This is a genomic window from Streptomyces sp. NBC_00090 (genome assembly GCF_045160815.1).
GTDB lineage: Bacteria > Actinomycetota > Actinomycetes > Streptomycetales > Streptomycetaceae > Streptomyces.
Genome location: NZ_CP108224.1, coordinates 2,509,807 through 2,534,028 on the forward strand (window position 1 = coordinate 2,509,807; position 24,222 = coordinate 2,534,028).

Here is a 24,222-nt window from a genome sequence, read left to right on the forward strand (position 1 = left end):
CGGACGACGGACACGAATGACGGATACGGAGAGGGGCCCGGGGTGTTCTCACCCGGGCCCCTCTCCGTATCCGTATGCGTGCTCCGTCCCACCGCGTCAGAGCAGCTCCCTGAGCCGTTCCGCGAGGAGGTCCCAGCGCCACTTCTCCTCGACCCAGGCGCGCCCGCGCTCGCCCATGCGGGCGCGGAGTTCGGGGTCGAGGAGGAGGGTGGCGACGCGGTCGGCCGCCTCGGCCGGGGAGTCGCCGCGGACGACCCAGCCGGTCTCGCCGTCGAGGACGGCGTCGGGGGCGCCGCCGGAGTCGCCGGCGACGACCGGGAGGCCGGTGGCGGAGGCCTCCAGGTAGACGATGCCGAGGCCTTCGACGTCGAGGCCGCCGCGGCGGGTCCGGCAGGGCATGGCGAAGACGTCGCCGGCCCCGTAGTGGGCGGGGAGTTCGGACCAGGGGACGGCGCCGGTGAAGCGTACGGATCCGGCCACGCCGGTCTCGGCGGCGAGACGGCGCAGGTCCTTCTCGTACGGGCCGCCGCCGACGATCAGGAGGACCGCGTCCGGGACCCTGCGGAGGATCTCGGGCAGGGCCCTGATCAGGGTGTCCTGGCCCTTGCGCGGGACGAGGCGGGAGACGCAGACGACGACGGGGCGGTCGCTGAGACCGAGGCGGGCGCGGACCTCGACGCCCCCCGAGTCGGGGTGGAAGGTCTTCTCGTCCACGCCCGGCGGGAGCTGGACCATCCGCCCGGCGGCGGCGGGCGTGAGGGCCGCCGCGATCCGGGAGCGGGTGTACTCACCGAGGTACGTGATGGTGTCCGTGCCCTCGCCGATCCGCCTCAGCAGCTGCCGGGCGGCGGGCAGTTGGGCCCAGCCGGCCTCGTGCCCGTGGGTGGTGGCGACGAGCCGCCTCGCTCCCGCCCTGCGCAGCGCGGGGGCCATCAGGCCGAGCGGCGCGGCCGCGCCGAACCACACGGACTCGCAGCCGTGCTCGCGCAGCAGCGCGGTGGCGCGGGCGGTGACCCTGGGTGTGGGCAACAGCATGGTGGTGCGATCGCGGACAACCGTGAAAGGCTGTTCGGCGTCAAACAGAGCGGTCGCCTCGACCCCTTCGCGGCTTCGCTTCCATGTGGAGGCGTAGACCACGATCTGTTCGGGGTCCAGGCGCAGCGCCATGTTGTGCAGGAACGCCTGGATTCCGCCGGGTCGTGGCGGGAAGTCGTTGGTTACGATCAGGGTCTTGTACATCGTGGCCGACAGTACGCGATGGCACCCGCCACCCGGCACCACCACCTCTCCGCGCGGGCGGACAGACAGGACAAGGACGAGACAGTGATGACGGGCGGCGCAGTGAGGAACGGTTCACGCACGGGTCTGCGGCTTCCACTCGGCCTCTGGGGTCTCACCCGGATCATCCTGCTGCTCCTTGTCTTCAAGGTCGTGGTCGTCCCCGGGCCGGACATCACCTTCGACGTCTCGAACATCTACCAGGGCTGGTACGAGGTCCTGCGGGCGGGCACGTACCCGCTGGACGACGTCACCTGGCAGTACCCGCCGGCCGCGGCGTTCGCGATCCTCGCCCCCGGGCTGCTGCCGTTCCTCGGCTACTCGACCGCCTTCTTCGTCCTCGCCTTCCTCTGTGACGCGCTGGTCTTCGGGCTGCTCCTGCACACGGGCCGCCGCGCGGGCCGGACGCTCCACGGCGCCTGGATCTGGATCGCGGGCGTCGCGCTGCTGGGCCCGACCGCGTACGCCCGGTACGACGTGATGGTGACCGCGGTCGCGGTCGCGGGGCTGCTCGCGGCGGGCCGGAGCCCGCGGGTCCTCGGCGCGCTCGCCGGCTTCGGCGCGGTCCTGAAGGTCTGGCCCGCGCTGATCCTCGCGGGCACCCCGAAGGGCCGGGCGACCTTCCGTTCCTGGTCGGCGGCGGCGGGTGCGGCGGCCGCCGTGCTGCTGCTCTGCGTGGTGTGGATGCCGGGGGCGCTGGCCTTCCTCTCCTTCCAGCGCGACCGGGGCACGGAGGTCGAGTCGCTGGGCTCGATGGTCTTCCACGTCGTCCGGCACTTCGGCTGGGAGGGCGAGGCGCGGATGAACTACGGCTCGATCGAGTTCCTCGGCCCGTACGTCTCCACGGTCTCCACGGCGGCGATGGTGCTCACCGTCGGCGCCTTCGGCTGGCTCCTGCTGTGGCGCATACGGGCGCGCCGCTTCACCTCGTCGACGGTGGCGGACGCGGCCTTCGTGGCGGTGCTGCTGTTCACGCTGACGAGCCGGGTGCTCTCCCCCCAGTACATGCTGTGGCTGGTCGGTCTGGCCGCGGTCTGCCTCGCCTACCGGTCGAGCCGGATGCAGCGGCCCGTGCACCTGGTGATCTGGGCGACGGCTGTGACGCAGTTCGAGTTCCCGGTGTGGTTCTCGCACGTGACGCGGAGCGATCCGCTGGGCATGGCGGTCCTGTTCACGCGGAACGGCCTGCTGATAGCCGCCGCCCTCATCGCCTGCCGGATCCTGTGGCGGCAGACGGTGACGGAGCCCCGCCTCGCCGAGGCCGCCGCCGCGGTCCCGGTGGTTCAGCCGGAGCGCGAGAAGGCACTGTCCGGCTCCTTCTGAGCGGAGTGGCGCGTCCGCCGGCGGCCGTGCCCCGGAGTACGGCGGTGCAGCAGGCCCAGCGCGGCGCACTGGGCGGCCGTCGCGAGGGCCATGGCCAGGCAGACGCCGCCGAGTCCGAGGCCTGACAGCACGTGGGCGAGGGGCAGTTGTACGAGGACGCCGGCGACGGTGATCCGTGCGAGGTGCGGACCGGCGCCGCTGCCCTCGAAGACCCCGGCGACCCCGATGTAGCAGGCCATGAGCACCAGGTAGGGGCCGAGGCAGCGCAGGAAGAGCGCGCCCGCCTCCGCCACCGCGGGCTCGGCACCGAAGGCGCGCATGACGGGTCCGGCACCCAGGAGGAGCAGCCCGGCGGCGCTCGCGCCGAGGACGGCGGCGAGGAGGAGCGCCTGCCGTCCGACGGCCCTCCGTTCGTCCCTTCCCGAGCCGAGGAGGTGCGCGGTGTGGATCGCTGCGGCCTGGCGGACGGCGTAGAAGGCCATGGTCGCGACGTACATGGCCTTGGTGGCGATGCCGTAGGCGGCGATCTCGGTGACGCCGAGCCGGGCGACGACGGAGACGAGCGCGAGGGCCCCGGCCATCCGGACGGTGAAGTCCACGGACATGGGCAGTCCGGTGGCGGCGGTACGGCGCAGGGCGGCGCCGGTCGGCAGGGCTGGGCGGGCGGTGCGCGCCGCCTTCAGCAGGGCGGTGCGCCGGAGGACGAGCAGGCCCGCGGCGAGGGCGACGGTCCGGCCGGCGACGGTGGCGAGGGCAGCGCCCTGCACGCCGTAGGCGTGGATGAGCAGCGGGTCGAGGACGAGGATCAGGCCGTTGGCGAGGAAGGCGAGCCGCATGGGGGTGCGGGTGTCGCCCGCGCCCTTGAGGACACCGTCGAGGACGTTCGTGGCGAAGAGGACAGCGGTGCCGGGGAGCGAGATCGCGAAGTAGGCGGTGGCCAGGGCGTGGGCGGGGTGGCCCGAGCCGCCGAGCAGCAGGGCGGCGAGCGGTTCGCGCAGGAGGTACCCGCCGACGGCGACGGGCGGTACGAGCAGGGCGCAGAGGGCGGCGCCACCGCGGACGGCGGCGCGGACGGCTCCGGGGTCGTCGGCGCCCCTGGCGCGGGCGACGAGCACGGTGGTGCCCGAGCCGGCCATGAGGACGACGCCGAGGAGGAGGTTCTCGACGTTGGTGGCGACGGCGACGGCGGCCACCGCGTCCCCGCCGAGCCTGGCGACCCAGACCATGTTGATGATGCCCGCGGCGACTCCGGCGAGGAGTTCGAGATAGACCGGGCGGGCGAGCTGGACGAGCGTGCGGCGGTGCGCGGACATGCGACGGGACCCCCTCTTTTCGATATACCTCGAATCGAGGTATATCGAAAAGAGGTAGCATGGGGGCCGGTCCCACGACAAGGGCGGGCGAGGCGAAGGAGGGCGGACGGTGCTGGAGCTGTCGATCCTGGGCTTCCTGTACGAGAAGCCGCTGCACGGGTACGAGCTGAAGGAGCGCATCCAGGGCCTGAGCGGCCACGTCCGCCCAGTCAGCGACGGCGCGCTCTACCCGGCGATCACCCGCCTGGTGAAGAACGGACTGGTCGACAGCCGTACGGAGCCCGGCGCGAGCGCCGCCCCGCGCCGCACGCTCTCGCTCACCCCGGAGGGCCGCCGGGAGCTGCTCGCCCGGCTGCGCACCCCCAAGGACGCCGAGATCACCGACGGCCAGCGCTTCTTCACCGTGCTCACCTTCCTCGGCCAGCTCCCCGACCCGGCGGACCAGGCGGCCGTGCTCCGCCGCCGCCAGGAGTTCCTCTCCGCTCCGGCCAGCTTCTTCTACGAGGGAGGGAAGCCGGTACGCGCCGAGGAGGAGCCGGACCTCTTCCGGCGGGGCATGCTGCGGATCGCCCGCGCGACCGGCACGGAGGAGAAGGCCTGGCTGGCGGAGGCCCTCGCCGAACTCGACGCGCGCCGGCCCGAGCGGGCAAACAGGCCCTAGCGGCCGGACAGGCCCTAGCGGAGCCGCTCCCCCAGGTACGTCCGCCACGCGGCCGTGAACTCCTCGGGGGTGGTGTCCAGGACCTCCTGGAGCGCCTTCTCCACCGCGCCCTCGCGGCCCGGGTGCGCTCCCACCGCCCGGTAGAAGTCCGCGAGCTCCGTCTCGCCCCAGCGCTCCGCGATCAGCTCACAGGCCAGCCAGCCGCCCTCGTAGGCCCGCGCCAGCGCCTCCGCGTCGCCGCCGAAGCCGAAGTCCGCGTCCTCCGGGAGCCGGGCGGGCAGCTCGCCCGCCTGGACCGCGCGGCGCAGCTCGGGGGCCGCCTGGGCGGGGGTCCGGCCGCTGCCCCGGTAGGCGACCCGGTCGGCGAAGCCCTCGGAGAGCCAGACCGGGGTGGCCGGGGAGGTGTGGGCCCGGGTGGCGACGTGGACGGTCTCGTGGGTGAGGACGAGCTGCCGGCCGAAGGAACCGAGGACCCCGTACGCCTCCGGGTTGACGATCACCCGGTCCGCGGGCGCGTCCGCCCCGCCCTCGGTCTCCCCGGTGGTGACGGCCGCTATGCCCCGGTAGGAGGCCCCTGGCCTCCCGAGGAGCCCGCCCATGGCGTCCAGGGAGCCCGGGACGAGGACGACGACCTCGCGGGCCCACTCCGAGGGCCAGGCCGCGCTCACGGCGGGGACCGCCCGGTCGGCGGCCGCGGCGATCTCCCGGAGCCGCTCGGGGTCCTGGCCGACGCCGAGGACGAGCGAGCGGGCGCCCCGTACGGTCCGCACGTCGCCCTGCTCCCACAGCTGCCGGGGCGCGCCCTCCGCGGGCCGGTCACCGGTCACGTACCAGCGTCCGTCCCGTTCGGCCAGGTCCAGGATCCGGCCGCTGGTGACGGGTCCCCTGTCGTGGCCCCGGAGCCGGTACCCCAGCTCGGCGCGGGCGGTGACCCGGTCGTCGCCGGTGCGGTCGACGCCGGTGACCCGGTAGGTCCAGCCGTCGAGCGGCACCTCCGCGAGCCGCCGGTACTCGGTCAGGGCGGTCGGCGCGTACGCGGGGTCGAGGGCGGCCCGGTAGCCGGGCTCGTCGCGGCCGAGGAGGGCCCGGGCGTGCCGGTCGAGGAGCGTCTGTATCTCCCGGACCTCCCGGGACGCCGTGTCGGCGGGCTCGGCCGCCGTGCAGCCGACGAGCCCGGTGAGGACGAGCAGGAGGGCGAGCAGGCAGGCCACGGCCGGTCGCCGCGCTCCACACCCCTGACCTGCCACGCCTTAGATCGTACGGTCGGACCGGCCGGTACCGCGTCCGGTACCGGGGGCCCGGCGGCGGCCCGGCCGTCGCCGAACCCGGCCGGGCCCGCGTCGGCACCGCGTCGGCACCGCGTCGGACCGGCGCCGGGCGACCCGCCCGGCCCGTGCCCGGCCCTTCTCAGACCCGCGTCACCGTCACGTTGGACATCATGTTCACCGGGTCGTAGCGGACCCGCGCACCGGGGTAGGGGGCGTGGATGACCTGCCCGTTGCCCGCGTAGATCCCCACGTGGCTGGCGTCGCCGCGGTAGGTGACCAGGTCACCGGGCTGCGCCTGCGAGAGCGGCACCTGGCGGCCCGCGTACCGCTGCGCCGAGGAGGTGCGCGGCAGGCTGACCCCGGCCTGCCGGTACGACCAGACCATCAGCCCCGAGCAGTCGAAGCCGGAGGGCCCGGTCGCCCCCCACACGTACGGCTTGCCGATCGCGCTGCGGGCGGCGATCACCGCGGCGGAGGCCCGGGAGGAGCCGGGGCCGAGGTCGGCGAGGGGCGGCGGCTCCTCCGCGCGCCCGCCGGAGCGGGAGGCGCGGTCGAAGTCGGCGCGCTCCTCGACGGTGAGGGAGGCGAGCACCCGGCGGGCCTCGGCGAGCTTGCGCTCGACGGTGCGCTTGTGGCGGGCGACGTCGGCCCGGCTGCGCTCCAGCTCCGCGAGGGCGGTGCGTGCCTCGTCCCGCTTCTGGTTCAGCCGGCGCTGCTCCCGCTGGAGTTCGCGGAGCGCGGCGCCCTGGCGGGCGGTGACCCGGTCGAGGGCGGAGGCGCGGTCGAGGTAGCTGTCCGGGTCGGAGGAGAGCAGCAGGGCGAGGGCGGGGTCGATGCCGCCGGAGCGGTACTGGGCCCCGGCGACGGAGCCGAGCGCGCCCCGCATCCGGTTGATGCGGCCCTGGCCGCGGGCGAGTCCGTCCTGTGCCCGGGAGACGGTCCGGCGCAGCGCGTCCGTCTTCTCGTCCGCCTTGTTGTAGCTCTCCGTGGCCTTCTCGGCCTCCTCGAAGAGGCGGTCGACCGTGGCCCGGGTGGACGCCGGGGTGGCCCCGGGGTCGGCGCTCGCGGGGACGACCCCGAGGGATGCGGCCGCGGTGGCCGCGGCGGCTGCGGTCAGGACGGTGACCCTCGCGGGTCGGCGGTGGGACGCCACTAATCGCGCTCCGTTCGGCTCGACGCAGACTGGCGCGGCAGACAGTAGCCGCTGATCACTCCGCGTCCAACGAAGCCGTCGGACACACAAAGTGACGCCCCGCCGGAGACCACAGGTCACCGGCGGGGCGTCAGGTCAGCGAGCGTCCGGGCGAACCACCCGTTTGGGCGGCATACCGGAGCGGGGCGTGTCAGCCTCCGATGCGGACGCCGAACTGGAACGTGCCCATGTAGCTCATCGACTCGTAGCGGACGTTGGCGCCCGGCTTGGGGGCGTGCAGGATCGTGTTGTTGCCCGCGTAGAGGCCCACGTGCGACAGGCCGTTGAAGAAGACCAGGTCGCCCGGCTTGAGCTGGCTGCGGCCGATCTTCGTGCCGTCGTTCTGCTGGGTGTAGGTGGTGCGGCTGAGGCCGGCGCCGGCCTGGCCGTAGGCCCACTGGGTCAGGCCGGAGCAGTCGTACGCGTTGGGACCCTCCGCGCCGGACACATACGGCTTGCCGAGCTGGGTGGCGGCGGCGCTGAGCGCGGCGGCGCCGAGGCCGCTCGCGGGGGCCTCGTTGCCCAGGTCGATCCGCTCGCCGGCGGCGCGGCTGGCGCGCTGCTCCTTGGCCCGCTCCTCCTGCTCCAGCTTGGCCTTCTCGGCCGCCGTGAGGGTGTTGAGGAGCTTCTGCGCCTCGGCGAGCTTGCCCTGGTACTTCTTCTTCTTCGCGCCGAGGGTCTTGCGGACGTCCTCGAGGTCGGCGAGCTTCGTGGTCGCCTCGGCCCGCTGCTGCGCGAGCGTGCGCTGCTTGGCCTGGATCGAGGTGAGGACGTCGGCCTGCTGGGCGCTCAGCTGGTCGATCGCGGACGCCTTGTCGAGGTAGGTGTCCGGGTCGGCGGAGAGGAAGAGCTGGAGCGCCGGGTCGATGCCGCCGGAGCGGTACTGGGCGCTGGCGACGGAACCGATCTGGTCGCGCAGGGTGTTGAGCTCCTGCTGACCGCGGGCGACCTTGTCCTGGAGGTTGCCGATCTCCGTCTGCAGCTTGCCGCGGCGCTCCTCGGCCTGGTTGTACTGCTCCGTGGCCTCTTCGGCCTCGTGGTGGAGCTCGTCGACCTTCGACTTGACCTCGTCGATCTTGGGCTTGGGGGCCGCCTGGGCACCGGTCTGGGCGGAGAGCGCTACGGCGGCGGCCGCAGCCGCGGTGAGCACGGTCACGCGGGTACGGCTCGGCTGCTTGGGTCGACGGTGGGACGCCACGAAGGCGAGCTCCTTCTTCCTCAGAGCCGCCCAACCGGTGAGGGGCAGGCGGTTCCTCCGCCGCCACCCCGGATGGGTGATCAACCGCGCGAAGGTTCGATGCCCGACCCTAGTGACCAAGTTGTGATCAGTTCAAATCCCACCGGCAAAATTATTGCCCGCGAGCCACTTTGTTTACACGTACCGCACGGGCAGTGATGGCCACTTGACGGTCCGCCATCCAGAATTCGGGCATAACGCCCGGGAGTTACGAGACGCTACGAGAGCCGCGAAAGCCGCTTAAGCAACAAGGCGGACGCCACGGGACGCGCACCCGCCTTCGCCACCCCGTCGGCCACCTCGCGGTCGGTCGAGACCACCACGACGGGCCGCCCCGGCGGCTCGGCCCTCACCAGCTGCCGGATCAACTCGTCCGCCGTGACACCGGGCTTCGAGAAGAGCACCCGCACCCCGCGCGGCGGCGCGAGCAGCACCGGGGCCGCCAGCTCCGCCCCGTCGAAGACACAGGTGACCTCGGCGCCCGAACGGGCCGCGAGCGCCGAGAGACCGCCGAGCAGCCGCAGCCGCTGCTTCTCCAACGGCATCGTCGGATAGCCGGTCTTGGTGACGTTGTACCCGTCCACGACGAGATGGGTCTGCGGCAGCGTGAGGAGCTGGTCGAGCAGCGCCGGGTCGGTCTCGGAGAGCGCCCGCGCCGCGATGTCCTTCGGCGACATCCGCCCCGGCTCCACCGCCTCCACGGTGTCCGCCGGATGCACGGAGACCGGTGGCAGCGCGAGTTCGCGGCGCAGCCCCTGGGCCGCGTCGAGGACCGTGTCGAGCAGCAGCCGCAGCCGCATGTCCTCCACCGAACGACCCTCGCGGACGGACCTGCGGCTCGCCTCCAGGGCCGCCTCCACCTCGCCGAGCCGGGCCTTGGTCCGCCGGTTCTCGCTCTCGACGGACGACAGCTGGGCCGCCGCCTCCGCCCGCGCCGTCTCGAACTCGGCCTGCGCGCGGCGGAGCGCGGCCTCGCCGCGCTTCACGTCGCTCTGGGCGCTGCGCAGCTTGCGCTGAAGCGATTCCGCTTCCTTCCGGGCCGCTTCCAGGTCGTGCCGCAGCTGCTCCGTCTCGCCCCGGGAGCGGTCCCGGGCGGCGGCCAGCTCCTCGCGCAGCCGCTCCACCTCGCGTCGCCCGGCCTCGTCGGCCCGCTCGGCGTCCGCCCGCAGGGCCTCCTCGCCGGCGGCGGCCACGAGCTTGACCCAGCCGGCCGGGCGCAGCACGTAGGCGGCCGCGGCCACGTCGACCGGGTCGGCGGCGGCCGGCGGGGTGCCGGTCTCCACGGCCCCGGCCAGCTCGGGCTGGGACTGCTTGAACCGCTCGCCGATCCGCTGCCGGAAGAGCGGGTCGCTCTCCAGGGCGGCCGCCATCGCGTTGCCGGCGAACTTCGCCCGACGGCTCGCGGTGAACCTGGCGTACTGCCGCAGGGGTGCCGGGAGCTCCGCGACGGTCAGCCCGCCGAAGGCGTCCGCGACCAGCGCGACGACCCGCCGACGTACGCCTTCCGTCAGTGGGTGGTCGAGCGTCTCGGCAGCGTCACCTGCCGCGCCGGCCGGCTCTCCACCGTGCGCGGGCTGCTCCACGATCCGTCACCCCAATGTCATCCGCGCCGTCCCTCAGGAGGCGGCGCCCGGCCTGTCCACCAACTCGATCTGGTCCACCGCGTTGCACCAACGACAGCGGACCGACTCGATGGTCTCACTGACCACCTGCCGCTCCTCGACCGTCGGGTCACCGGCGAGGTCCAGATGGACGTACTCCACGACCTTCGAGGAGCGGGTCACGTCGAAGCGGGTCAGGTTGCCGCAGAGCGTGCAGCGCCAGCGGGTCTCGGCGGTCGGCAGGGGAACCGTCGTCATCGGTGCCGTTCCTTCTTCCTGTTGCGTGGTACCAGGTGCGGGAGCCGCGGTGCGCCGTCGAACTGCGGTCGTACTGCCCGTTACCCTACGGCCTCGCCGGTACACCGGGCACGGCGAGGCACTCTGTCCAGTTCGGCCCCGGTAAGCCATGATCTGTCCATGATCGAGTGGCGAGCAGCGGCCCGCGGTGCCTGGCGGGGCACGCGCGGCGGACCCACGGTGACCTACGGACTGATCGCCGCCTGCTGTCTCCTCTTCGTGCTGAGCCCGGTCTCCGGACTCAATCCGGTGTACGGCACGGGGGACGCGCTCCTGGCGGCCCAGGGCACCTACTTCCGCCGCTGGGGCGTGGTCCCCGCCGAGCTGATGAGCGGCGACCCGCGCGCCCTGCTCACCCCGCTCACCGCACTCTTCGTCCACGGCAGCTGGCTCCACCTGCTGGGGAACATGCTCTTCCTCTACGTCTTCGGCGCCATGGCCGAGGAGCGCATGGGCCCCGTCGCGTTCGCCCTCTTCTACCTGGGCACCGGCTACCTCGCCCTCCTCGGGTACGCGGTGGCGCACGCGAACAGCGAGCAGACCCTCGTCGGGGCCTCCGGGGCGATCTCCGGGGTGCTCGGGGCCTTCCTCTTCCTCTTTCCGCGCTCCCGGGTCACCAGCCTCTTCCCCTTCCTCTTCTTCCTGCCGCTGCGCTTCCCCGCCTGGATCGTGCTGATCTTCTGGTTCGTGCTCCAGTGGCTGGCCGCGCGCGCGGCGGGCCCCGGTCCGGGCGTCGCCTATCTCGCCCACGTCGTGGGCTTCTCGGTCGGCTTCCTCTACGCCTGGGGCCGGTACCGGGGTGGGGATAGAGTGAAGGCTCCAACCGCGGCGACCGAGGGAGAAAGCCAGCCGTGATCACCGCGATCGTGCTCATCAAGACCAGCGTGGACCGCATCCCCGAGATCGCCGAGTCGATCGCGGCGCTCGACAGCGTCAGCGAGGTCTTCTCGGTGACCGGGACGTACGACCTGATCGCCATGGTCCGGGTGCCGCGCCACGACGACCTGGCGGACGTGATCCCCGGCAGCATCAGCAAGATCCCGGGAGTCGAGGCGACGGACACCCACGTGGCGTTCCGCACGTACTCCCAGCACGATCTGGAGGCGGCCTTCGCCATCGGGCTGGAGTCCTGACACCGCGCACGCGTCATGGGTGAAGGGGGCCTCCCGATCGGGAGGCCCCCTTCACCCGTACGAGTGAGTGATCAGCCGCGGTCCGGGACGCAGCGGCCGTCCTCGGTGCGGTACTTCCACTGCGCGCCGTCCCGGACGAGCTCCTTCACGGCGCCGACGAACCGCTCCACGTGCTCGTCCGGCGTACCGGCGCCGAAGCTCACCCGGATGGCGTTGAGGGACCGCTCCCCCGGCTCCGCCTCGGGCGCGCCGCACTCGCCCGGGTCCTGCGGGTCGCTGCCGAGCAGGGTGCGGACCAGCGGGTGGGCGCAGAACAGACCGTCGCGGACGCCGATGCCGTACTCGGCGGAGAGCGCGGCGGCGAAGTGGGAGCTGTTCCAGCCCTCCACGACGAAGGAGATGACGCCGACGCGCGGCGCGTCGTCGCCGAAGAGCGAGAGCACCCTGACCTCGGGGACCTCGGCCAGGCCCGCGCGCACCGTCTCGATCAGGTGCTGCTCACGGGCGACCAGCTGGTCGAAGCCGGCCTCGGTGAGCGCCTTGCAGGCGGAGGCGATGGAGTAGACGCCGATGACGTTCGGGGAGCCGGCCTCGTGCCGCGCCGCGGTGGTGTGCCACTCCACGTCCACGCCGCCGTCGGCCCGGCGCGCCACCTTGCGGGAGGCGCCGCCGCCCGCGAGGTAGGGGTCGGCGTCCTGGAGCCAGTCGGAGCGGCCCGCGAGGACGCCCGAGCCGAAGGGCGCGTACAGCTTGTGTCCGGAGAAGGCGACCCAGTCCACGTCCAACTCGCGTACGGAGACGGGGTGGTGGGGCGCGAGCTGGGCGGCGTCGAGGACGATCCGGGCGCCGTGGGCGTGCGCGGCGGCGGCGAGCTCCTTCACCGGCCACAGCTCACCGGTGACGTTCGAGGCGCCGGTGACGCAGACCAGGGCGGGGCCGTAAGGGTCGCGGTCGGCGAGCGCCCGCTCCAGGGTCTCGACGGCCTGGGCCGGGGTGCGGGGCGCGTTGAGGTACGTGACGCGGGCGTCCTTCCACGGAAGGAGCGAGGCGTGGTGCTCGGTCTCGAAGACGAAGACCTGGCAGTCTGCCGGGACCGCGGAGGCGAGCAGGTTGAGCGAGTCGGTGGTGGAGCGGGTGAAGACGACCTGGTCGCCGGGGCGGCAGTCGAGGAACTCGGCGACGGTGACGCGGCTGTTCTCGAAGAGGTCGGTGGAGAGCTGGGAGAGGTAACCGGCGCCGCGGTGGACGCTGCCGTAGTAGGGGGCGTACGCGGCGACGTCGTCCCACACCCGCTGGAGGGCGGGCGCGCTGGCCGCGTAGTCGAGCGCCGCGTAGGTCACTTCGCCGCCGGTGACGAGCGGGACGGTGACGTCACGGCCGAGGACGGGCAGCGGGGCGGCGCAGCAGGGATCGGCGGACTCGGTGGTGACGCACTCGGTGGCGGACCCGGTGGCGACGGTCGCGGCGGCGGTCTCGACGGCGGTGTTCGGGTATGCGGACATGGCGGTATCTCCCGGCGGGCGGTGCGGAATGGCTTCGGTGATCCCGTACGCGGCCGGACACGGCGGGGTACGGGTGATGCCTCGGAAGACATGGGGGTACGCGGAAGCGACCCTGATCCGAGGGTGAAGTGGGGGCGGATTCGCCCTATCGCATTCGCTTGCTCACGGAAAAAGCTCCTCGAGAGACCAGGACCCCTGGTGTGTCGAGGGGCCCGCGCTTGCCGTAGACCTCGCTGCCTACGGCCTGGTCTTCACCCGGGGCACCCCGCCACGGACGGAGGGTTGCCGGACAGCAAGCCGGGGCTTCGTAGCTGTCACTCATGACCTGCCCAGAAGTTATGCCAAGTGATCGCCCGGGCGCAACCCGTGTCCGGATCCCGGGACGCGAAAGGGCCCCGCCGCGGCGGGGCCCTCCGGTCGGAACCGCGTACCGGCTACGCGTTGCTGGCGGCGATCCAGCGCTCCAGCGCCTGGCGGGCGGCGCCGGAGTCGATCGACTCGGCGGCCTTGGCGATGCCGGCGCGCAACTGCTCCACGAGGGTGCCGTCGCCCGGCTCCAGGGCGGTGAGCGCCGCCGCCGAGTTCAGCAGCACGGCGTCCCGCACCGGGCCGGTCTCCCCCGCGAGCAGCCGTCGCGCGACGTCGGCGTTGTACGAGGCGTCCGCGCCGCGCAGCGCCTCCACGGGCACGATGTCGATGCCGACGTCCCGGGGGTCGAAGGCCTCCTCGCGGACGGTTCCGTCCCGGACGATCCAGACCCGCGAGGTGGCCGTGGTGGTCAGCTCGTCCAGGCCGTCGTCCCCGCGGAAGACGAGCGCGGAGGATCCGCGCTCGGCGAGGACGCCGGCGACGATCGGGGCCACCCGGGGGTCGGCCACACCGGTCGCCTGGGCCTTGACCCGGGCGGGGTTGGTGAGCGGGCCCAGGAAGTTGAAGACGGTCCGGATGCCCAGCTCCTTGCGGGCCGTCGCCACGTGCCGCAGCGCCGGGTGGAACTTCACCGCGAAGCAGAAGGTGATCCCCGCCTCCTCCGCGACCTCGACGACCCGCTTCGGGGTCAGCTGCAGATTGACGCCGAGCTTCTCCAGGACGTCGGAGGCGCCGGAGGCGGAGGAGGCCGCCCGGTTGCCGTGCTTGACGACCTTGGCGCCGGTCCCTGCGACGACGATCGCCGACATGGTGGAGATGTTGACGGTCTTGGCGCCGTCGCCGCCGGTGCCGACGATGTCCACGGAGGGGCCGGGGATCTCGATGGTGTTGGCGTGCTCGTACATGGTCCGGACGAGGCCGGTGATCTCCTCGACGGTCTCGCCCTTGGCCCGCAGGGCGACGACGAAGCCGGCGATCTGGGCGTCGGTGGCCTCGCCTCGGAGGATGCGGTCCATCGCCCACGCGGTGTCGTCGGCGCTCTGGTCGCGACCGGTGAGGAGACCGTCCAGGACGACGGGCCAGGAGCGGCCCGCCGCGGTGTCGCCTCCAGCGGGGTGCACAGCGCTCATGGTCGCTCCTCATGGCTGTCGCGTACGTAACAGGTAACTGCCCTCACCCTATCGATCCCCGGGGACGGCGAAGAGCCCCGTCCATCGGATGGACGGGGCTCTCGCTGTGGCGACCTACATCATCGGAAGGTCAGGCGATCAGTGGTGGCCGTGGCCGCTCTGGATCTCCTTGTACTCCTCCGCCGTGGGCTTGGCGACCTGGCTGTCGCCGCCGTAGTAGCCCTTGTTGAGCTTGACCCGGAGCTTCTCCATGGCGCCCACCTTGCGCTCCACGCCGTTCTCGTCGACGGTCGGCGGAAGCTCGGCGGCCTCGTACTGCTCGTGCGCCGTGAGGCGGTGCAGCTCGCCCTGGCTGAGCGGCTCGTGGACCTCGACGAACTCACCGTGCGGCAGGCGCTTGATGATGCCCGACTCGCGGCCGTGCAGCACCTTGTCCTTGTCGCGGCGCTGGAGGCCGAGACAGATCCGCTTGGTGACGATGAACGCGATGACCGGGCCGAGGAAGAAGAAGATCCGCACGAACCAGGTGATCGAGTTGATCGACAGGTTGAAGTGGGTCGCCCAGATGTCGTTTCCACCACCCACGAGCATGATCATGTACGCGGTGATCCAGGCGACACCGAAGCCGGTGCGCGTCGGAGCGTTGCGCGGGCGCTGCGAGATGTGGTGCTCGCGCTTGTCGCCCGTGATCCAGGACTCGATGAACGGGTACACCGCAATCGCGGCGAGCACCGCCGGGAAGATCGCCAGCGGGATCATCACGCCCAGGACCAGCGTGTGGCCCCAGAGGTTGATCTCCCAGCCCGGCATGACACGGATCAGACCCTCGGCGAAGCCCATGTACCAGTCGGGCTGGGCGCCGGTGGACACCTGGTCCGGTCGGTACGGGCCGAGGGCCCAGATCGGGTTGATCGAGGCGATCGCCGAGATGACCGCGATGACACCGAAGACCAGGAAGAAGAAGCCTCCGGCCTTGGCCATGTAGACCGGCAGCAGCGGCATGCCGACGACGTTCTTGTTGGTGCGGCCGGGGCCCTCGTAGTGCGTGTGCTTGTGGACGACCACCAGGATGAGGTGGGCGACCACCAGGCCCAGCATGATGCCGGGCAGCAGCAGCACGTGCGCCGAGTAGAACCGGGCCACGAAGTCGCCGCCGGGGAACTCCCCGCCGAACAGGAACATCGAGAGGTACGTGCCGACGACCGGCACGGACAGGATCGCGCCCTGCATGAAGCGGACACCGGTGCCGGAGAGCAGGTCGTCCGGGAGCGAGTAACCGGTGAAGCCGGTGAACATGCCCAGGAAGAACAGCAGGAAGCCGAACAGCCAGTTGATCTCACGCGGCTTGCGGAACGCGCCGGTGAAGAACACGCGCATCATGTGCACGAACATGCCGGCGAGGAAGATCAGCGCCGCCCAGTGGTGGATCTGCCGGATCAGCAGACCACCGCGCACCTCGAACGAGATGTGCATGGTCGAGTTGAACGCCTCGGACATCAGCTGTCCCTGGAGCGGGACGTACGGTCCGACGTACTCCACCTCGTTCATCGACGGGTGGAAGAACATCGTCAGATAGACGCCCGTCAGGATGATGATGAGGAAGCTGTAGAGGCAGATCTCGCCCAGCATGAAGGACCAGTGGTCCGGGAAGATCTTCCGCATGTTGGCCTTGGCCAGCGTGTAGATCCCCAGGCGACCGTCGGCCCAGTCCGCGACCCGCTCACCGGCGGGCGCCTTCTTCGTCGTATCGGTCACGGTGCTCATCCGCGCTCCCAGAAGGCAGGGCCGACGGGCTCGTCGAAGTCGCCGAGCGCCTCCAGGAAGCCCTTGTCGTTCACACCGATCCGCAGCTGCGGAAGGGCGTGACCGGCCGGGCCGAAGATGACGCGGGCGCCGTCGGAGAGGTCGAAGGTGGACTGGTGGCACGGGCAGAGCACGTGATGCGTCTGCTGCTCGTACAGGGAGATCGGGCAGCCCACGTGGGTGCAGATCTTCGAGAAGGCGACAACGCCGTCGTGCGACCACTCGAGCTCGCGCTTGTCCTTGATGTCCTCCGGCTGAATCCGGACGATCATCAGGGCGGCCTTGGCGATCTGGACCTGGAAGTCGTGGTCGTGCTCCGACATGCCCTCGGGCATCGCGAAGGTCAGCGAACCGACGGCGACGTCCTCGGGACGCAGCGGCTCGTGCGTGTTCATGTTGATGAGCTGCTTGCCCTTGGCCCACTTGGTGGTCCGGAGCTTCTGCTCGGGCAGCGGGCCCATGTCACGCAGCAGCACGACGCCGGAGAGCGGGACGAGCGCCAGCGCACCGAACATCGTGTTGCGGATGAGCTTGCGGCGGCCGAAGCCGGACTCGGCGGCACCGGCCGCGAAGTCCGCCATGACCTGCGCCTTGACCTCGGGCGACGCCGCGATCGGGTGACGCTCGTCGGCGACCTCGACGTCGGACATCAGGGTGCGGGCCCAGTGGACCGCCCCCGCGCCGATGAAGAAGAGGGCGAGGCCGAGGCTCCAGCCCAGGGCGAAGTTGAGCGAGGACACCCGGCCGAAGGGCCAGATGTACACGATCTCGTCGACCGGGAAGATCACGTACGAGGCGATGAAGGCGACCGTGGCCAGCATCGACAGCACGAACATGAAGGCGACCGCGCGCTCGGACCGGCGGGCGGCCCGCTCGTCGATGTCCTGGATGCGCGGCTTGTGGGGCGGGAGGCCCGGGTCGGCGAACGGGTCGTCGGCGACCTTCACCGCGCCGTGCGCGGTGTCCTGCCCTGCCGGCAGGTTCTCTTCTGGAATCTCTTGGCTACTCATGACTTCTTGGCCTTAGCGGTGTGGGCCGCGACCCAGATGGCAACTGCGATCAGCGCACCCAGACCGAAGACCCAGGCGAACAGACCCTCGGAGACGGGGCCGAGGCCACCGAGCTTGAACCCGCCCGGGTTGTCGGCCTTGTCGCTGTTGACGGCCTGGACGTACGCGATGATGTCCTTCTTCTCCTTCTCCGGCATGGTCGTGTCCGGGAAGGAGGGCATGTTCTGCGGGCCGGTCTGCATGGCCTCGTAGAGGTGCTTCGGGCTCACGCCTTCGAGGTTGGGCGCGTACTTGCCGTGCGTCAGCGCGCCGCCCTCACCGGTGAAGTTGTGGCACTGGGCACAGTTGGTGCGGAACAGCTCACCACCCTTGGCGATGTCGGCACCGTCAGGGTTGTACTGCCCCGCAGTCGGCGTGATCGGGCCCGCGCCGAAGGAGGCCACGTACGCCGCGAGCAGATCGATCTCTGCCTGCGTGTAGATGACCTTCTTCTTCGGGACCTGGGCGCCCGGCTGCTGGGCCGGCATACGACCGGTGCCGACCTGGAAGTCGACGGAGGCCGAGCCGACGCCGACGAGGGAGGGGCCGTCAGTGGTGCCCTGACCGCCGGTTCCGTGGCAGCTGGCGCAGCCGACGGAGTAGAGCTTCTTGCCCTCCTCGATTGCGAGGGACTGGGCGGTTTCATCGGCCTTCGCCGTGCCCGCGGGCGCGAACGCGGCGTACAGCCCCCCAGTGGCCGCCAGCGCGAGAAGTAGGACGACGACCGCCGCCAGCGGATGGCGTCGTCGTGCGGAGAGCTTTTTCACGGATTACCCCGGTGTCAGGATCTTCTGCGTCGATGCTTGCTGGATGTCTCGGTCCGCCGTGACGGCGGGACCGATTACTTGATCATGTAGATCGTGGCGAAGAGGCCGATCCAGACGACATCGACGAAGTGCCAGTAGTAGGACACGACGATGGCGGCGGTTGCCTGCTCGTGGGTGAACCTCTTGGCGGCGTACGTCCGGCCGAGGACCAGCAGGAAGGCGATGAGACCGCCCGTCACGTGCAGGCCGTGGAAGCCGGTGGTCAGGTAGAACACGGAGCCGTACGGGTCCGACGAGAGCGAGAGGCCCTCGTGCTTCACCAGCTCGGTGTACTCGAAGACCTGGCCGCCGATGAAGATCGCACCCATCACGAACGTGATGATGAACCACGTCCTGAGCTTCTTCACATCGCCCCGCTCGGCGGCGAAGACGCCGAGCTGGCAGGTGAGGGAGGAGAGCACCAGGATCGTGGTGTTGGTCGCCGAGAACGGGAAGTTCAAGGCCGAGGCCTTTTCCGCCCAGAAGTCGGGACCTGTCACCGATCGCAGGGTGAAGTACATCGCGAAGAGGGCCGCGAAGAACATCAGCTCGGAGCTCAACCAGATGATGGTTCCGACGCTGGTGAGGTTCGGTCGATTGACCGACGGGTGCGCGTGCCCTGTTTCTACTGTCGTTACTGTCGCCACGACCGACATTATGTCGGTCGCTTATCCCGCCCTCACTCCGGGGGGTGCCGTTCGGAGTGTCAGGGGGGCGTGTCCAGCCCGAACGGCCCATCGGATGCCCCTTCGAACAGGTGTTGAACGGGTGTTGACGGGGTGTGGACCGGAGTAGCATCCCGCGCATCGATCGACGACCTTCCCACGGACTTCCCCACGGAGGAACGATGCAGTCGAGTGCCACGGTCCTGGTCTACAGCGACGACGCGAACACCCGCGCTCAGGTGCGCCTCGCCGCGGGGCGCAGGCCTGCGGCGGACGTCCCCCCGGTCGAGTTCGTGGAGTGCGCGACGCTGCCGGCGGTGCTGAAGCACCTGGACGAGGGCGGCATCGACGTGTGCGTCCTGGACGGCGAGGCGGTGCCCGCCGGCGGCATGGGCGTCTGCCGGCAGATCAAGGACGAGATCTTCCACTGCCCGCCGGTGCTGCTGCTCATCGGACGCCCCCAGGACGCCTGGCTGGCCACCTGGAGCCGCGCGGACGCCGCGATCACGCTTCCGGTGGAACCGGTGGAGTTCACAGCGTCCCTGGCCGCCCTGCTGCGTTCCCGCCTCTCCCTGGACGCGTAGCCCCCGGCGGTAAGGGCGTAACCCCGGCGAGGGCATGACCCCCACCCCCGGCGAGTGAGCCGAAGGGGCGCGGCCGGGGGAACAGCCCCGAGCGCGCGGAGCCTCCTGAGGAACGAAGGAGGCGAGCACGGTCGGGGCTGTGAGCCCGGCTGGAGCGCCCCGGAGGCGAACCGAGCCCTCAAAAAAGGGGGAGGCGAGCACGGTCGGGGCTGTGAGCCCGGCTGAAGCGCCCCGGAGGCGAACCGAGCCCTCAAAAAAGGGGGAGGCGAGCACGGTCGGGGCTGTGAGCCCGGCTGAAGCGCCCCGGAGGCGAACCGAGCCCTCAAAAAAGGGGGAGGCGAGCACGGTCGGGGCTGTGAGCCCGGCTGAAGCGCCCCGGAGGCGAACCGAGCCCTTAAAGAGGCAGCGGCCGGAGGCGGGCTTTGGCGTCCTCCGTGGCGGTCGGGTCTCCCGACTCCTCCACCAGGGCGCTGCCCTGGCGCCACTTGTCCCACGGCAGGTTCCAGTCGCCGAAGCCGTTGCCGAAGGTGTCCATCGTGTTGCCGATGCTGTTGACGGTCTTGACGATGTCGCCGGGGCGGACGGTCTCGAAGAACCAGGCCGCGTTCCCCGTCGACATGCCGACACAGCCGTGGCTGACGTTCGCCACGCCCTGCGAGCCGACGGACCACGGCGCGGCGTGGACGTATTCACCGCTCCATGTCACCCGGGTGGCGTAGTAGACCGGCAGGTCGTACGACTCGGAGCTGCCCTCGGCTATGCCGACGCTGGTGCCGCGCATCCGGACGAAGTACTCCTTGCCGAGCACGACCTTGATGCCGTTGCGGGTGGAGAAGCCGGGCTTGCCGGTGGTCACCGGAATGGTGTTGATCACTTCTCCGTTGCGCCGCACGGTCATGTAGTGCGACCCGGCGTCCGCGACGGCCTCGACGCGGTCGCCGATGGAGAGCTTCAGCGGCTTGGACGCGCCGCCGTAGAGCTTGTCGCCCACCTTGAGGCCGTCCAGGTTGGCGGTGGCCGTGACGAGCGCGCCGGCGGGCCAGTACTCCTTCGGGCGGAAGTGCAGCTTCTTGTCGTCCACCCAGTACCAGGAGCCCTGCACGGCGGGTGTGGAGCGGACCTTGAGGGCCCGCTCGACGACGGCGCGGGCCGCCCGGTCCTTGACGGGGAGGGTGAGGTCCGCGGTGATCGGCTGTCCGACGCCGTAGGTGCCCGCCTCAGGCCCGAAGGTGACGGTCAGGGCCCGTTTGGCCGGGGCAGTCTCGAACGTGTACGTACGGGCGCCTGGAGCGCCGTCCTCGTCCTCGGTGGCCACCCGGACGGTGTAGAGGGTGCCGGCGGCCAGGGCGGCCGTGGAGCGCCAGCGCTGCCCGTCCGCGGTGAGTTCACCGGCCAGGTGGCGTCCGGCGGCGTCGGTGGCGGTGACGTCGGTGATGCGGCCGTCCTCGCCCTTGGCGGAGATCTCGAGGGGCTTCTCGGGGTCCGCCTTGGCGCCGCCGACCGCGGTGCTTATCGCGAGGTCGTCCGCGGCGTCGTAGGGCTTCGTCGACAGCGGGTGGCCGTCGGAGCCCGCGCACGCCGTGGCGGCTGCGGTGACGGTGACGGCCAGAAGAGTGCAGCTCAGAACAGTCCGTATGCGCGGCGTGTCGTTCATGACTTCACGCTAAGGACAATGCTCGCGACCAGCGCGCCGAGTGCTGCAAAAGAGGGGCCCGGACACTTCGATGACGAAGTGTCCGGGCCCCTCTGTGTGCTCCGGTGCGGAGCGGGGTACCGCTACTGGTTCTGGTTCTCGCCGCGGTAGAACTCGAAGACCCAGCCGAAGAGGCCGACCAGGATCAGCGGGGCGGAGAAGTACAGGATCCACCAGCCCATCGCGACACCGAGGAAGGCGAGCGCTCCGCCGACGGCCAGCGAGAGCGGCTGCCAGCTGTGCGGGGCGAAGAAGCCCACTTCACCGGCCTCGTCCGCGACGTCGGCCTCCTTGTTGTCCTGCGCCATCGCGTCGACACGCCTGGCCGTGAAGGCCAGGTAGTAGCCGATCATGATGCACAGGCCGAAGGCCAGGAAGAGCGCCGTCGTACCGACCGCTTCCTTGGACCAGACGCCGTAGAGGATCGCCATGGCAAGGATGAAGACGCTCAGCCAGATGAACATCTTGCCCTGGATCTTCACTTGCCGACCTCCTTGCTGCCCACGAGGGCCTCGGCAGAGTGCCCCTTGTTCTCGAGCTGGTCGAGAGCGGCGATCTCAGGGTGGTGCAGGTCGAACGCCGGGGATTCGGAACGGATCCGCGGCAGGGTGAGGAAGTTGTGCCGCGGCGGCGGGCAGGAGGTCGCCCACTCGAGCGAGCGGCCGTAGCCCCACGGGTCGTCGACCTCGATCTTCTTGCCGTACTTGGCGGTCTTCCAGACGTTGTAGAAGAACGGCAGGATCGACAGACCGAGCAGGAAGGAGGAGATCGTCGAGATCGTGTTCAGCGCGGTGAAGCCGTCGGCGTCGAGGTAGTCCGCGTAACGACGCGGCATGCCCTCGGCACCGAGCCAGTGCTGCACCAGGAAGGTGCCGTGGAAGCCGATGAACAGCGTCCAGAACGTCATCTTGCCGAGCCGCTCGTCCAGCATCTTGCCCGTGAACTTCGGCCACCAGAAGTGGAACCCGGCGAACATCGCGAAGACCACGGTGCCGAAGACGACGTAGTGGAAGTGCGCGACGACGAAGTACGAGTCGGAGACGTGGAAGTCCATCGGCGGCGAGGCCAGGATGACGCCCGTCAGACCACCGAAGGTGAAGGTGATCAGGAAGCCGATCGTCCAGAGCATCGGTGTCTCGAACGACAACGAGCCCTTCCACATCGTTCCGATCCAGTTGAAGAACTTCACGCCGGTCGGTACGGCGATGAGGAACGTCATGAAGGAGAAGAACGGCAGGAGCACGCCGCCTGTGACGTACATGTGGTGCGCCCACACGGTCACGGACAGGCCGGCGATCGCGATGGTCGCGGCCACCAGACCGATGTAGCCGAACATCGGCTTGCGGCTGAAGACCGGGATGACCTCGGAGACGATGCCGAAGAACGGCAGCGCGATGATGTACACCTCCGGATGGCCGAAGAACCAGAAGAGGTGCTGCCAGAGCAGCGCTCCACCGTTGGCCGCGTCGAAGATGTGCGAGCCGAACTTGCGGTCCGCCTCCAGGGCGAACAGCGCGGCCGCCAGGACCGGGAAGGCGAGCAGGACCAGGACACCGGTCAGCAGCACGTTCCAGGTGAAGATCGGCATACGGAACATCGTCATGCCCGGAGCGCGCATGCAGATGATCGTGGTGATGAAGTTGACCGAACCGAGGATCGTGCCGAAGCCGGAGAAGGCCAGACCCATGATCCACATGTCGGCGCCGACACCCGGCGAGCGGACGGCGTCCGACAGCGGGGAGTAGGCGAACCAGCCGAAGTCGGCCGCACCCTGCGGGGTGAGGAAGCCGGCCACCGCGATGATCGAGCCGAAGAGGTACAGCCAGTACGCGAACATGTTCAGCCGCGGGAACGCCACGTCGGGCGCGCCGATCTGCAGCGGCATGATCCAGTTCGCGAATCCGGCGAACAGCGGCGTCGCGAACATCAGCAGCATGATCGTGCCGTGCATCGTGAACGCCTGGTTGAACTGCTCGTTCGACATGATCTGCGTACCCGGACGGGCCAGCTCGGCGCGCATGAAGAGCGCCATGAGTCCGCCGATGCAGAAGAAGGCGAACGATGTGACCAGGTACATCGTCCCGATCGTCTTGTGGTCAGTGGTGGTGAGCCACTTGATCACGACGTTGCCGGGCTGCTTGCGCCGTACGGGCAGCTCGTTCTCGTACGAGTCCTCAGCTGCGGCGGCACCCTGGGTTTCGTTGTGGATGCTCACAGTTGGTTCTTCTCCGCATTCCTGGCCGGGTCCGTCTGCTCGATGCCAGACGGGATGTAGCCGGTCTGCCCCTTCTCGGCCAGCTCCTTCAGGTGCTGCTGGTAGCGCTCCGGAGAGACCACCTTGACGTTGAAGAGCATCCGGGAGTGGTCGACACCGCACAGCTCGGCGCACTTGCCGAGGAAGGTGCCTTCCTGCGACGGGGTGACCTCGAAGGCGTTCGTGTGACCCGGGATGACGTCCTGCTTCATGAGGAAGGGGACGACCCAGAACGAGTGGATGACGTCACGCGAGGTCAGGACGAACCGGACCTTCTCGCCCTTCGGCAGCCACAGGGTCGGGCCCGGGTTGCCGGTCTGCGGGTTCCGGTCGCCGGGGATGCCGGCGTCGTAGACACCGCCGGCGTTGGCCGGGAACTGGTCCTGGAACTTGTCCGGGATGGCGTCGAGGTTCGGGGCCGTCTTGGCGTCACCCGTCACACCCGGCACGTTCTCGACGTAGTTGAAGCCCCAGCTCCACTGGTAGCCGACCACGTTGATGGTGTGGGCGGGCTTGTCAGCGAGCGACAGGAGCTTCGACTCGTCGCGTGCGGTGAAGTAGAAGAGCACCGACACGATGATGAGTGGAGTGACCGTGTACAGCGCCTCGATGGGCATGTTGTACCGCGTCTGCGGAGGTACCTCGACCTTGGTGCGGCTGCGCCGGTGGAACATGACGGACCACAGGATCAGCCCCCAGACCAGGACGCCCGTGACGAGCGCGGCCGCCCACGATCCCTGCCAGAGGGAGAGGATCGTAGGCGCCTCTTCCGTGACAGGAGTGGGCATACCAAGGCGGGGGAAGTCTTCCCAGTTGTACGAGCAGCCGGTGGCTGTCGCCAGGATCAGGCCCGCAGTCAGCACCTGCGGCAGCTTCCGCCGCATCGGGCGCCGCGACGAGCGGTCGGAGCCGTTGGGACTCACGTAGCGCCTTCCCGAGAGTCTCGGCCCGCGTTGGTCGGCCACGGCCGTCCGTCTCGCTGGTCGGTCGCCGCCCCGTGCCGCGGGCAGGGGTTTGGATGTTTATGCGGACCAAACCCTACTGGACGCTATTTGGGGTCGCGC

22 protein-coding genes and 1 riboswitch are annotated in these 24,222 nt (G+C 70.5%); of the genes, 5 read left to right on the forward strand and 17 right to left on the reverse strand.

The genetic code is table 11. From position 1 onward, the window contains the following. Positions 1 to 96: 96 nt before the first annotated feature. Entirely contained in the window at positions 97 to 1,239 is a 1,143-nt protein-coding gene (locus OG361_RS11095) for a glycosyltransferase family 4 protein (protein ID WP_405853170.1), read from the reverse strand. Between the two features lie 87 nt (positions 1,240 to 1,326). Between OG361_RS11095 and OG361_RS11100 the strand changes: the two genes are divergently transcribed. Beyond that, positions 1,327 to 2,601 carry a glycosyltransferase 87 family protein gene (locus OG361_RS11100; RefSeq protein ID WP_405862190.1) on the forward strand — a complete coding sequence of 425 codons (1,275 nt, stop codon included), beginning with the start codon at positions 1,327 to 1,329 and terminating at the stop codon, positions 2,599 to 2,601. Here OG361_RS11100 and OG361_RS11105 read toward each other — a convergent pair. Further along, complete coding sequence (locus tag OG361_RS11105) at positions 2,562 to 3,914, reverse strand: MATE family efflux transporter (protein ID WP_405853171.1); 1,353 nt, start codon at positions 3,912 to 3,914, stop codon at positions 2,562 to 2,564. The two genes, OG361_RS11100 and OG361_RS11105, sit on opposite strands and share 40 nt — an antisense overlap. 109 nt (positions 3,915 to 4,023) lie before the next feature. Between OG361_RS11105 and OG361_RS11110 the strand changes: the two genes are divergently transcribed. After that, positions 4,024 to 4,575 (forward strand): PadR family transcriptional regulator, encoded by a 552-nt coding sequence (locus OG361_RS11110; RefSeq protein WP_405853172.1) that lies wholly within the window; start codon positions 4,024 to 4,026, stop codon positions 4,573 to 4,575. 14 nt (positions 4,576 to 4,589) lie between these two features. On the opposite strand, the gene OG361_RS11115 is transcribed toward OG361_RS11110, so the two are convergent. The 5 genes from OG361_RS11115 to OG361_RS11135 all read right to left on the reverse strand — a co-directional run bounded on the left by OG361_RS11115 (position 4,590) and on the right by OG361_RS11135 (position 10,131). Then, a complete protein-coding gene (locus tag OG361_RS11115) occupies positions 4,590 to 5,822 on the reverse strand; it encodes a hypothetical protein (RefSeq protein ID WP_405853173.1) in 1,233 nt (410 codons plus the stop codon). 160 nt (positions 5,823 to 5,982) lie between these two features. Next, entirely contained in the window at positions 5,983 to 6,996 is a 1,014-nt protein-coding gene (locus tag OG361_RS11120) for an NlpC/P60 family protein (RefSeq protein WP_405853174.1), read from the reverse strand. Positions 6,997 to 7,186: 190 nt separating this feature from the next. Next, complete coding sequence (locus OG361_RS11125; RefSeq protein WP_405853175.1) at positions 7,187 to 8,233, reverse strand: NlpC/P60 family protein; 1,047 nt, start codon at positions 8,231 to 8,233, stop codon at positions 7,187 to 7,189. A gap of 257 nt (positions 8,234 to 8,490) precedes the next feature. Beyond that, on the reverse strand, positions 8,491 to 9,855 hold the full coding sequence (locus tag OG361_RS11130) for an NYN domain-containing protein (protein WP_405853176.1): 1,365 nt from the start codon (positions 9,853 to 9,855) through the stop codon (positions 8,491 to 8,493). A 33-nt stretch (positions 9,856 to 9,888) separates the two neighbouring features. Then, the gene (locus OG361_RS11135; protein ID WP_017238847.1) at positions 9,889 to 10,131 is read right to left on the reverse strand and encodes a hypothetical protein; all 243 of its coding nucleotides are present in this window, start codon (positions 10,129 to 10,131) and stop codon (positions 9,889 to 9,891) included. Between the two features lie 159 nt (positions 10,132 to 10,290). On the opposite strand from OG361_RS11135, the gene OG361_RS11140 reads away from it, so the two are divergent. After that, positions 10,291 to 11,025 (forward strand): rhomboid family intramembrane serine protease, encoded by a 735-nt coding sequence (locus OG361_RS11140; RefSeq protein ID WP_384565973.1) that lies wholly within the window; start codon positions 10,291 to 10,293, stop codon positions 11,023 to 11,025. Next, positions 11,022 to 11,303, forward strand: coding sequence for an Lrp/AsnC family transcriptional regulator (locus OG361_RS11145; protein ID WP_030205672.1), 282 nt, complete (start codon positions 11,022 to 11,024; stop codon positions 11,301 to 11,303). Before OG361_RS11140 ends, OG361_RS11145 begins: the two co-directional genes overlap by 4 nt. A 71-nt stretch (positions 11,304 to 11,374) precedes the next feature. Here OG361_RS11145 and OG361_RS11150 read toward each other — a convergent pair whose 3' ends face one another. From OG361_RS11150 to OG361_RS11175, 6 genes are all read right to left on the reverse strand, one after another. Then, positions 11,375 to 12,805 (reverse strand): aminotransferase class V-fold PLP-dependent enzyme, encoded by a 1,431-nt coding sequence (locus OG361_RS11150; RefSeq protein WP_405853177.1) that lies wholly within the window; start codon positions 12,803 to 12,805, stop codon positions 11,375 to 11,377. A gap of 209 nt (positions 12,806 to 13,014) precedes the next feature. After that, positions 13,015 to 13,131: riboswitch (SAM riboswitch) on the reverse strand. A 108-nt stretch (positions 13,132 to 13,239) separates the two neighbouring features. Beyond that, the gene (gene trpD, locus OG361_RS11155; RefSeq protein ID WP_405853178.1) at positions 13,240 to 14,304 is read right to left on the reverse strand and encodes an anthranilate phosphoribosyltransferase; all 1,065 of its coding nucleotides are present in this window, start codon (positions 14,302 to 14,304) and stop codon (positions 13,240 to 13,242) included. 138 nt (positions 14,305 to 14,442) lie between these two features. Continuing rightward, positions 14,443 to 16,068 carry a cytochrome bc complex cytochrome b subunit gene (locus OG361_RS11160; protein WP_384565981.1) on the reverse strand — a complete coding sequence of 542 codons (1,626 nt, stop codon included), beginning with the start codon at positions 16,066 to 16,068 and terminating at the stop codon, positions 14,443 to 14,445. After that, positions 16,065 to 17,117, reverse strand: coding sequence for a Rieske 2Fe-2S domain-containing protein (locus OG361_RS11165; protein ID WP_384565983.1), 1,053 nt, complete (start codon positions 17,115 to 17,117; stop codon positions 16,065 to 16,067). The genes OG361_RS11160 and OG361_RS11165 overlap by 4 nt, the downstream gene beginning before the upstream one ends. Then, complete coding sequence (locus OG361_RS11170; protein ID WP_405853179.1) at positions 17,114 to 17,923, reverse strand: c-type cytochrome; 810 nt, start codon at positions 17,921 to 17,923, stop codon at positions 17,114 to 17,116. Before OG361_RS11170 ends, OG361_RS11165 begins: the two co-directional genes overlap by 4 nt. Positions 17,924 to 17,997: 74 nt before the next feature. Then, positions 17,998 to 18,618 (reverse strand): heme-copper oxidase subunit III, encoded by a 621-nt coding sequence (locus OG361_RS11175; RefSeq protein ID WP_384565989.1) that lies wholly within the window; start codon positions 18,616 to 18,618, stop codon positions 17,998 to 18,000. Positions 18,619 to 18,809: 191 nt separating this feature from the next. Between OG361_RS11175 and OG361_RS11180 the strand changes: the two genes are divergently transcribed. Continuing rightward, entirely contained in the window at positions 18,810 to 19,211 is a 402-nt protein-coding gene (locus tag OG361_RS11180) for a hypothetical protein (protein WP_405853180.1), read from the forward strand. 394 nt (positions 19,212 to 19,605) lie between these two features. Here OG361_RS11180 and OG361_RS11185 read toward each other — a convergent pair whose 3' ends face one another. The 4 genes from OG361_RS11185 to coxB all read right to left on the reverse strand — a co-directional run bounded on the left by OG361_RS11185 (position 19,606) and on the right by coxB (position 24,081). Then, entirely contained in the window at positions 19,606 to 20,865 is a 1,260-nt protein-coding gene (locus OG361_RS11185) for an Ig-like domain-containing protein (RefSeq protein ID WP_405853181.1), read from the reverse strand. A 122-nt stretch (positions 20,866 to 20,987) separates the two neighbouring features. After that, positions 20,988 to 21,386, reverse strand: coding sequence for a cytochrome c oxidase subunit 4 (locus OG361_RS11190; protein WP_384565997.1), 399 nt, complete (start codon positions 21,384 to 21,386; stop codon positions 20,988 to 20,990). Next, positions 21,383 to 23,119, reverse strand: a complete 1,737-nt coding sequence (ctaD, locus tag OG361_RS11195) for a cytochrome c oxidase subunit I (RefSeq protein ID WP_405853182.1) — start codon at positions 23,117 to 23,119, stop codon at positions 21,383 to 21,385. The genes OG361_RS11190 and ctaD overlap by 4 nt, the downstream gene beginning before the upstream one ends. After that, a complete protein-coding gene (coxB, locus tag OG361_RS11200; protein WP_384566002.1) occupies positions 23,116 to 24,081 on the reverse strand; it encodes a cytochrome c oxidase subunit II in 966 nt (321 codons plus the stop codon). Before coxB ends, ctaD begins: the two co-directional genes overlap by 4 nt. Positions 24,082 to 24,222: the final 141 nt, after the last annotated feature.

Bases quoted from the DNA above. Each gene is read 5' to 3' on its own strand.
- OG361_RS11095 (WP_405853170.1), bottom strand. From the start codon at position 1,239: ATGTACAAGACCCTGATCGTAACCAACGACTTCCCGCCACGACCCGGC.
- OG361_RS11100 (WP_405862190.1), top strand. From the start codon at position 1,327: ATGACGGGCGGCGCAGTGAGGAACGGTTCACGCACGGGTCTGCGGCTT.
- OG361_RS11105 (WP_405853171.1), bottom strand. From the start codon at position 3,914: ATGTCCGCGCACCGCCGCACGCTCGTCCAGCTCGCCCGCCCGGTCTAT.
- OG361_RS11135 (WP_017238847.1), bottom strand. From the start codon at position 10,131: ATGACGACGGTTCCCCTGCCGACCGCCGAGACCCGCTGGCGCTGCACG.
- OG361_RS11140 (WP_384565973.1), top strand. From the start codon at position 10,291: ATGATCGAGTGGCGAGCAGCGGCCCGCGGTGCCTGGCGGGGCACGCGC.
- OG361_RS11150 (WP_405853177.1), bottom strand. From the start codon at position 12,805: ATGTCCGCATACCCGAACACCGCCGTCGAGACCGCCGCCGCGACCGTC.
- trpD (WP_405853178.1), bottom strand. From the start codon at position 14,304: ATGAGCGCTGTGCACCCCGCTGGAGGCGACACCGCGGCGGGCCGCTCC.
- OG361_RS11160 (WP_384565981.1), bottom strand. From the start codon at position 16,068: ATGAGCACCGTGACCGATACGACGAAGAAGGCGCCCGCCGGTGAGCGG.
- OG361_RS11165 (WP_384565983.1), bottom strand. From the start codon at position 17,117: ATGAGTAGCCAAGAGATTCCAGAAGAGAACCTGCCGGCAGGGCAGGAC.
- OG361_RS11175 (WP_384565989.1), bottom strand. From the start codon at position 18,618: ATGTCGGTCGTGGCGACAGTAACGACAGTAGAAACAGGGCACGCGCAC.
- OG361_RS11180 (WP_405853180.1), top strand. From the start codon at position 18,810: ATGCAGTCGAGTGCCACGGTCCTGGTCTACAGCGACGACGCGAACACC.
- OG361_RS11185 (WP_405853181.1), bottom strand. From the start codon at position 20,865: ATGAACGACACGCCGCGCATACGGACTGTTCTGAGCTGCACTCTTCTG.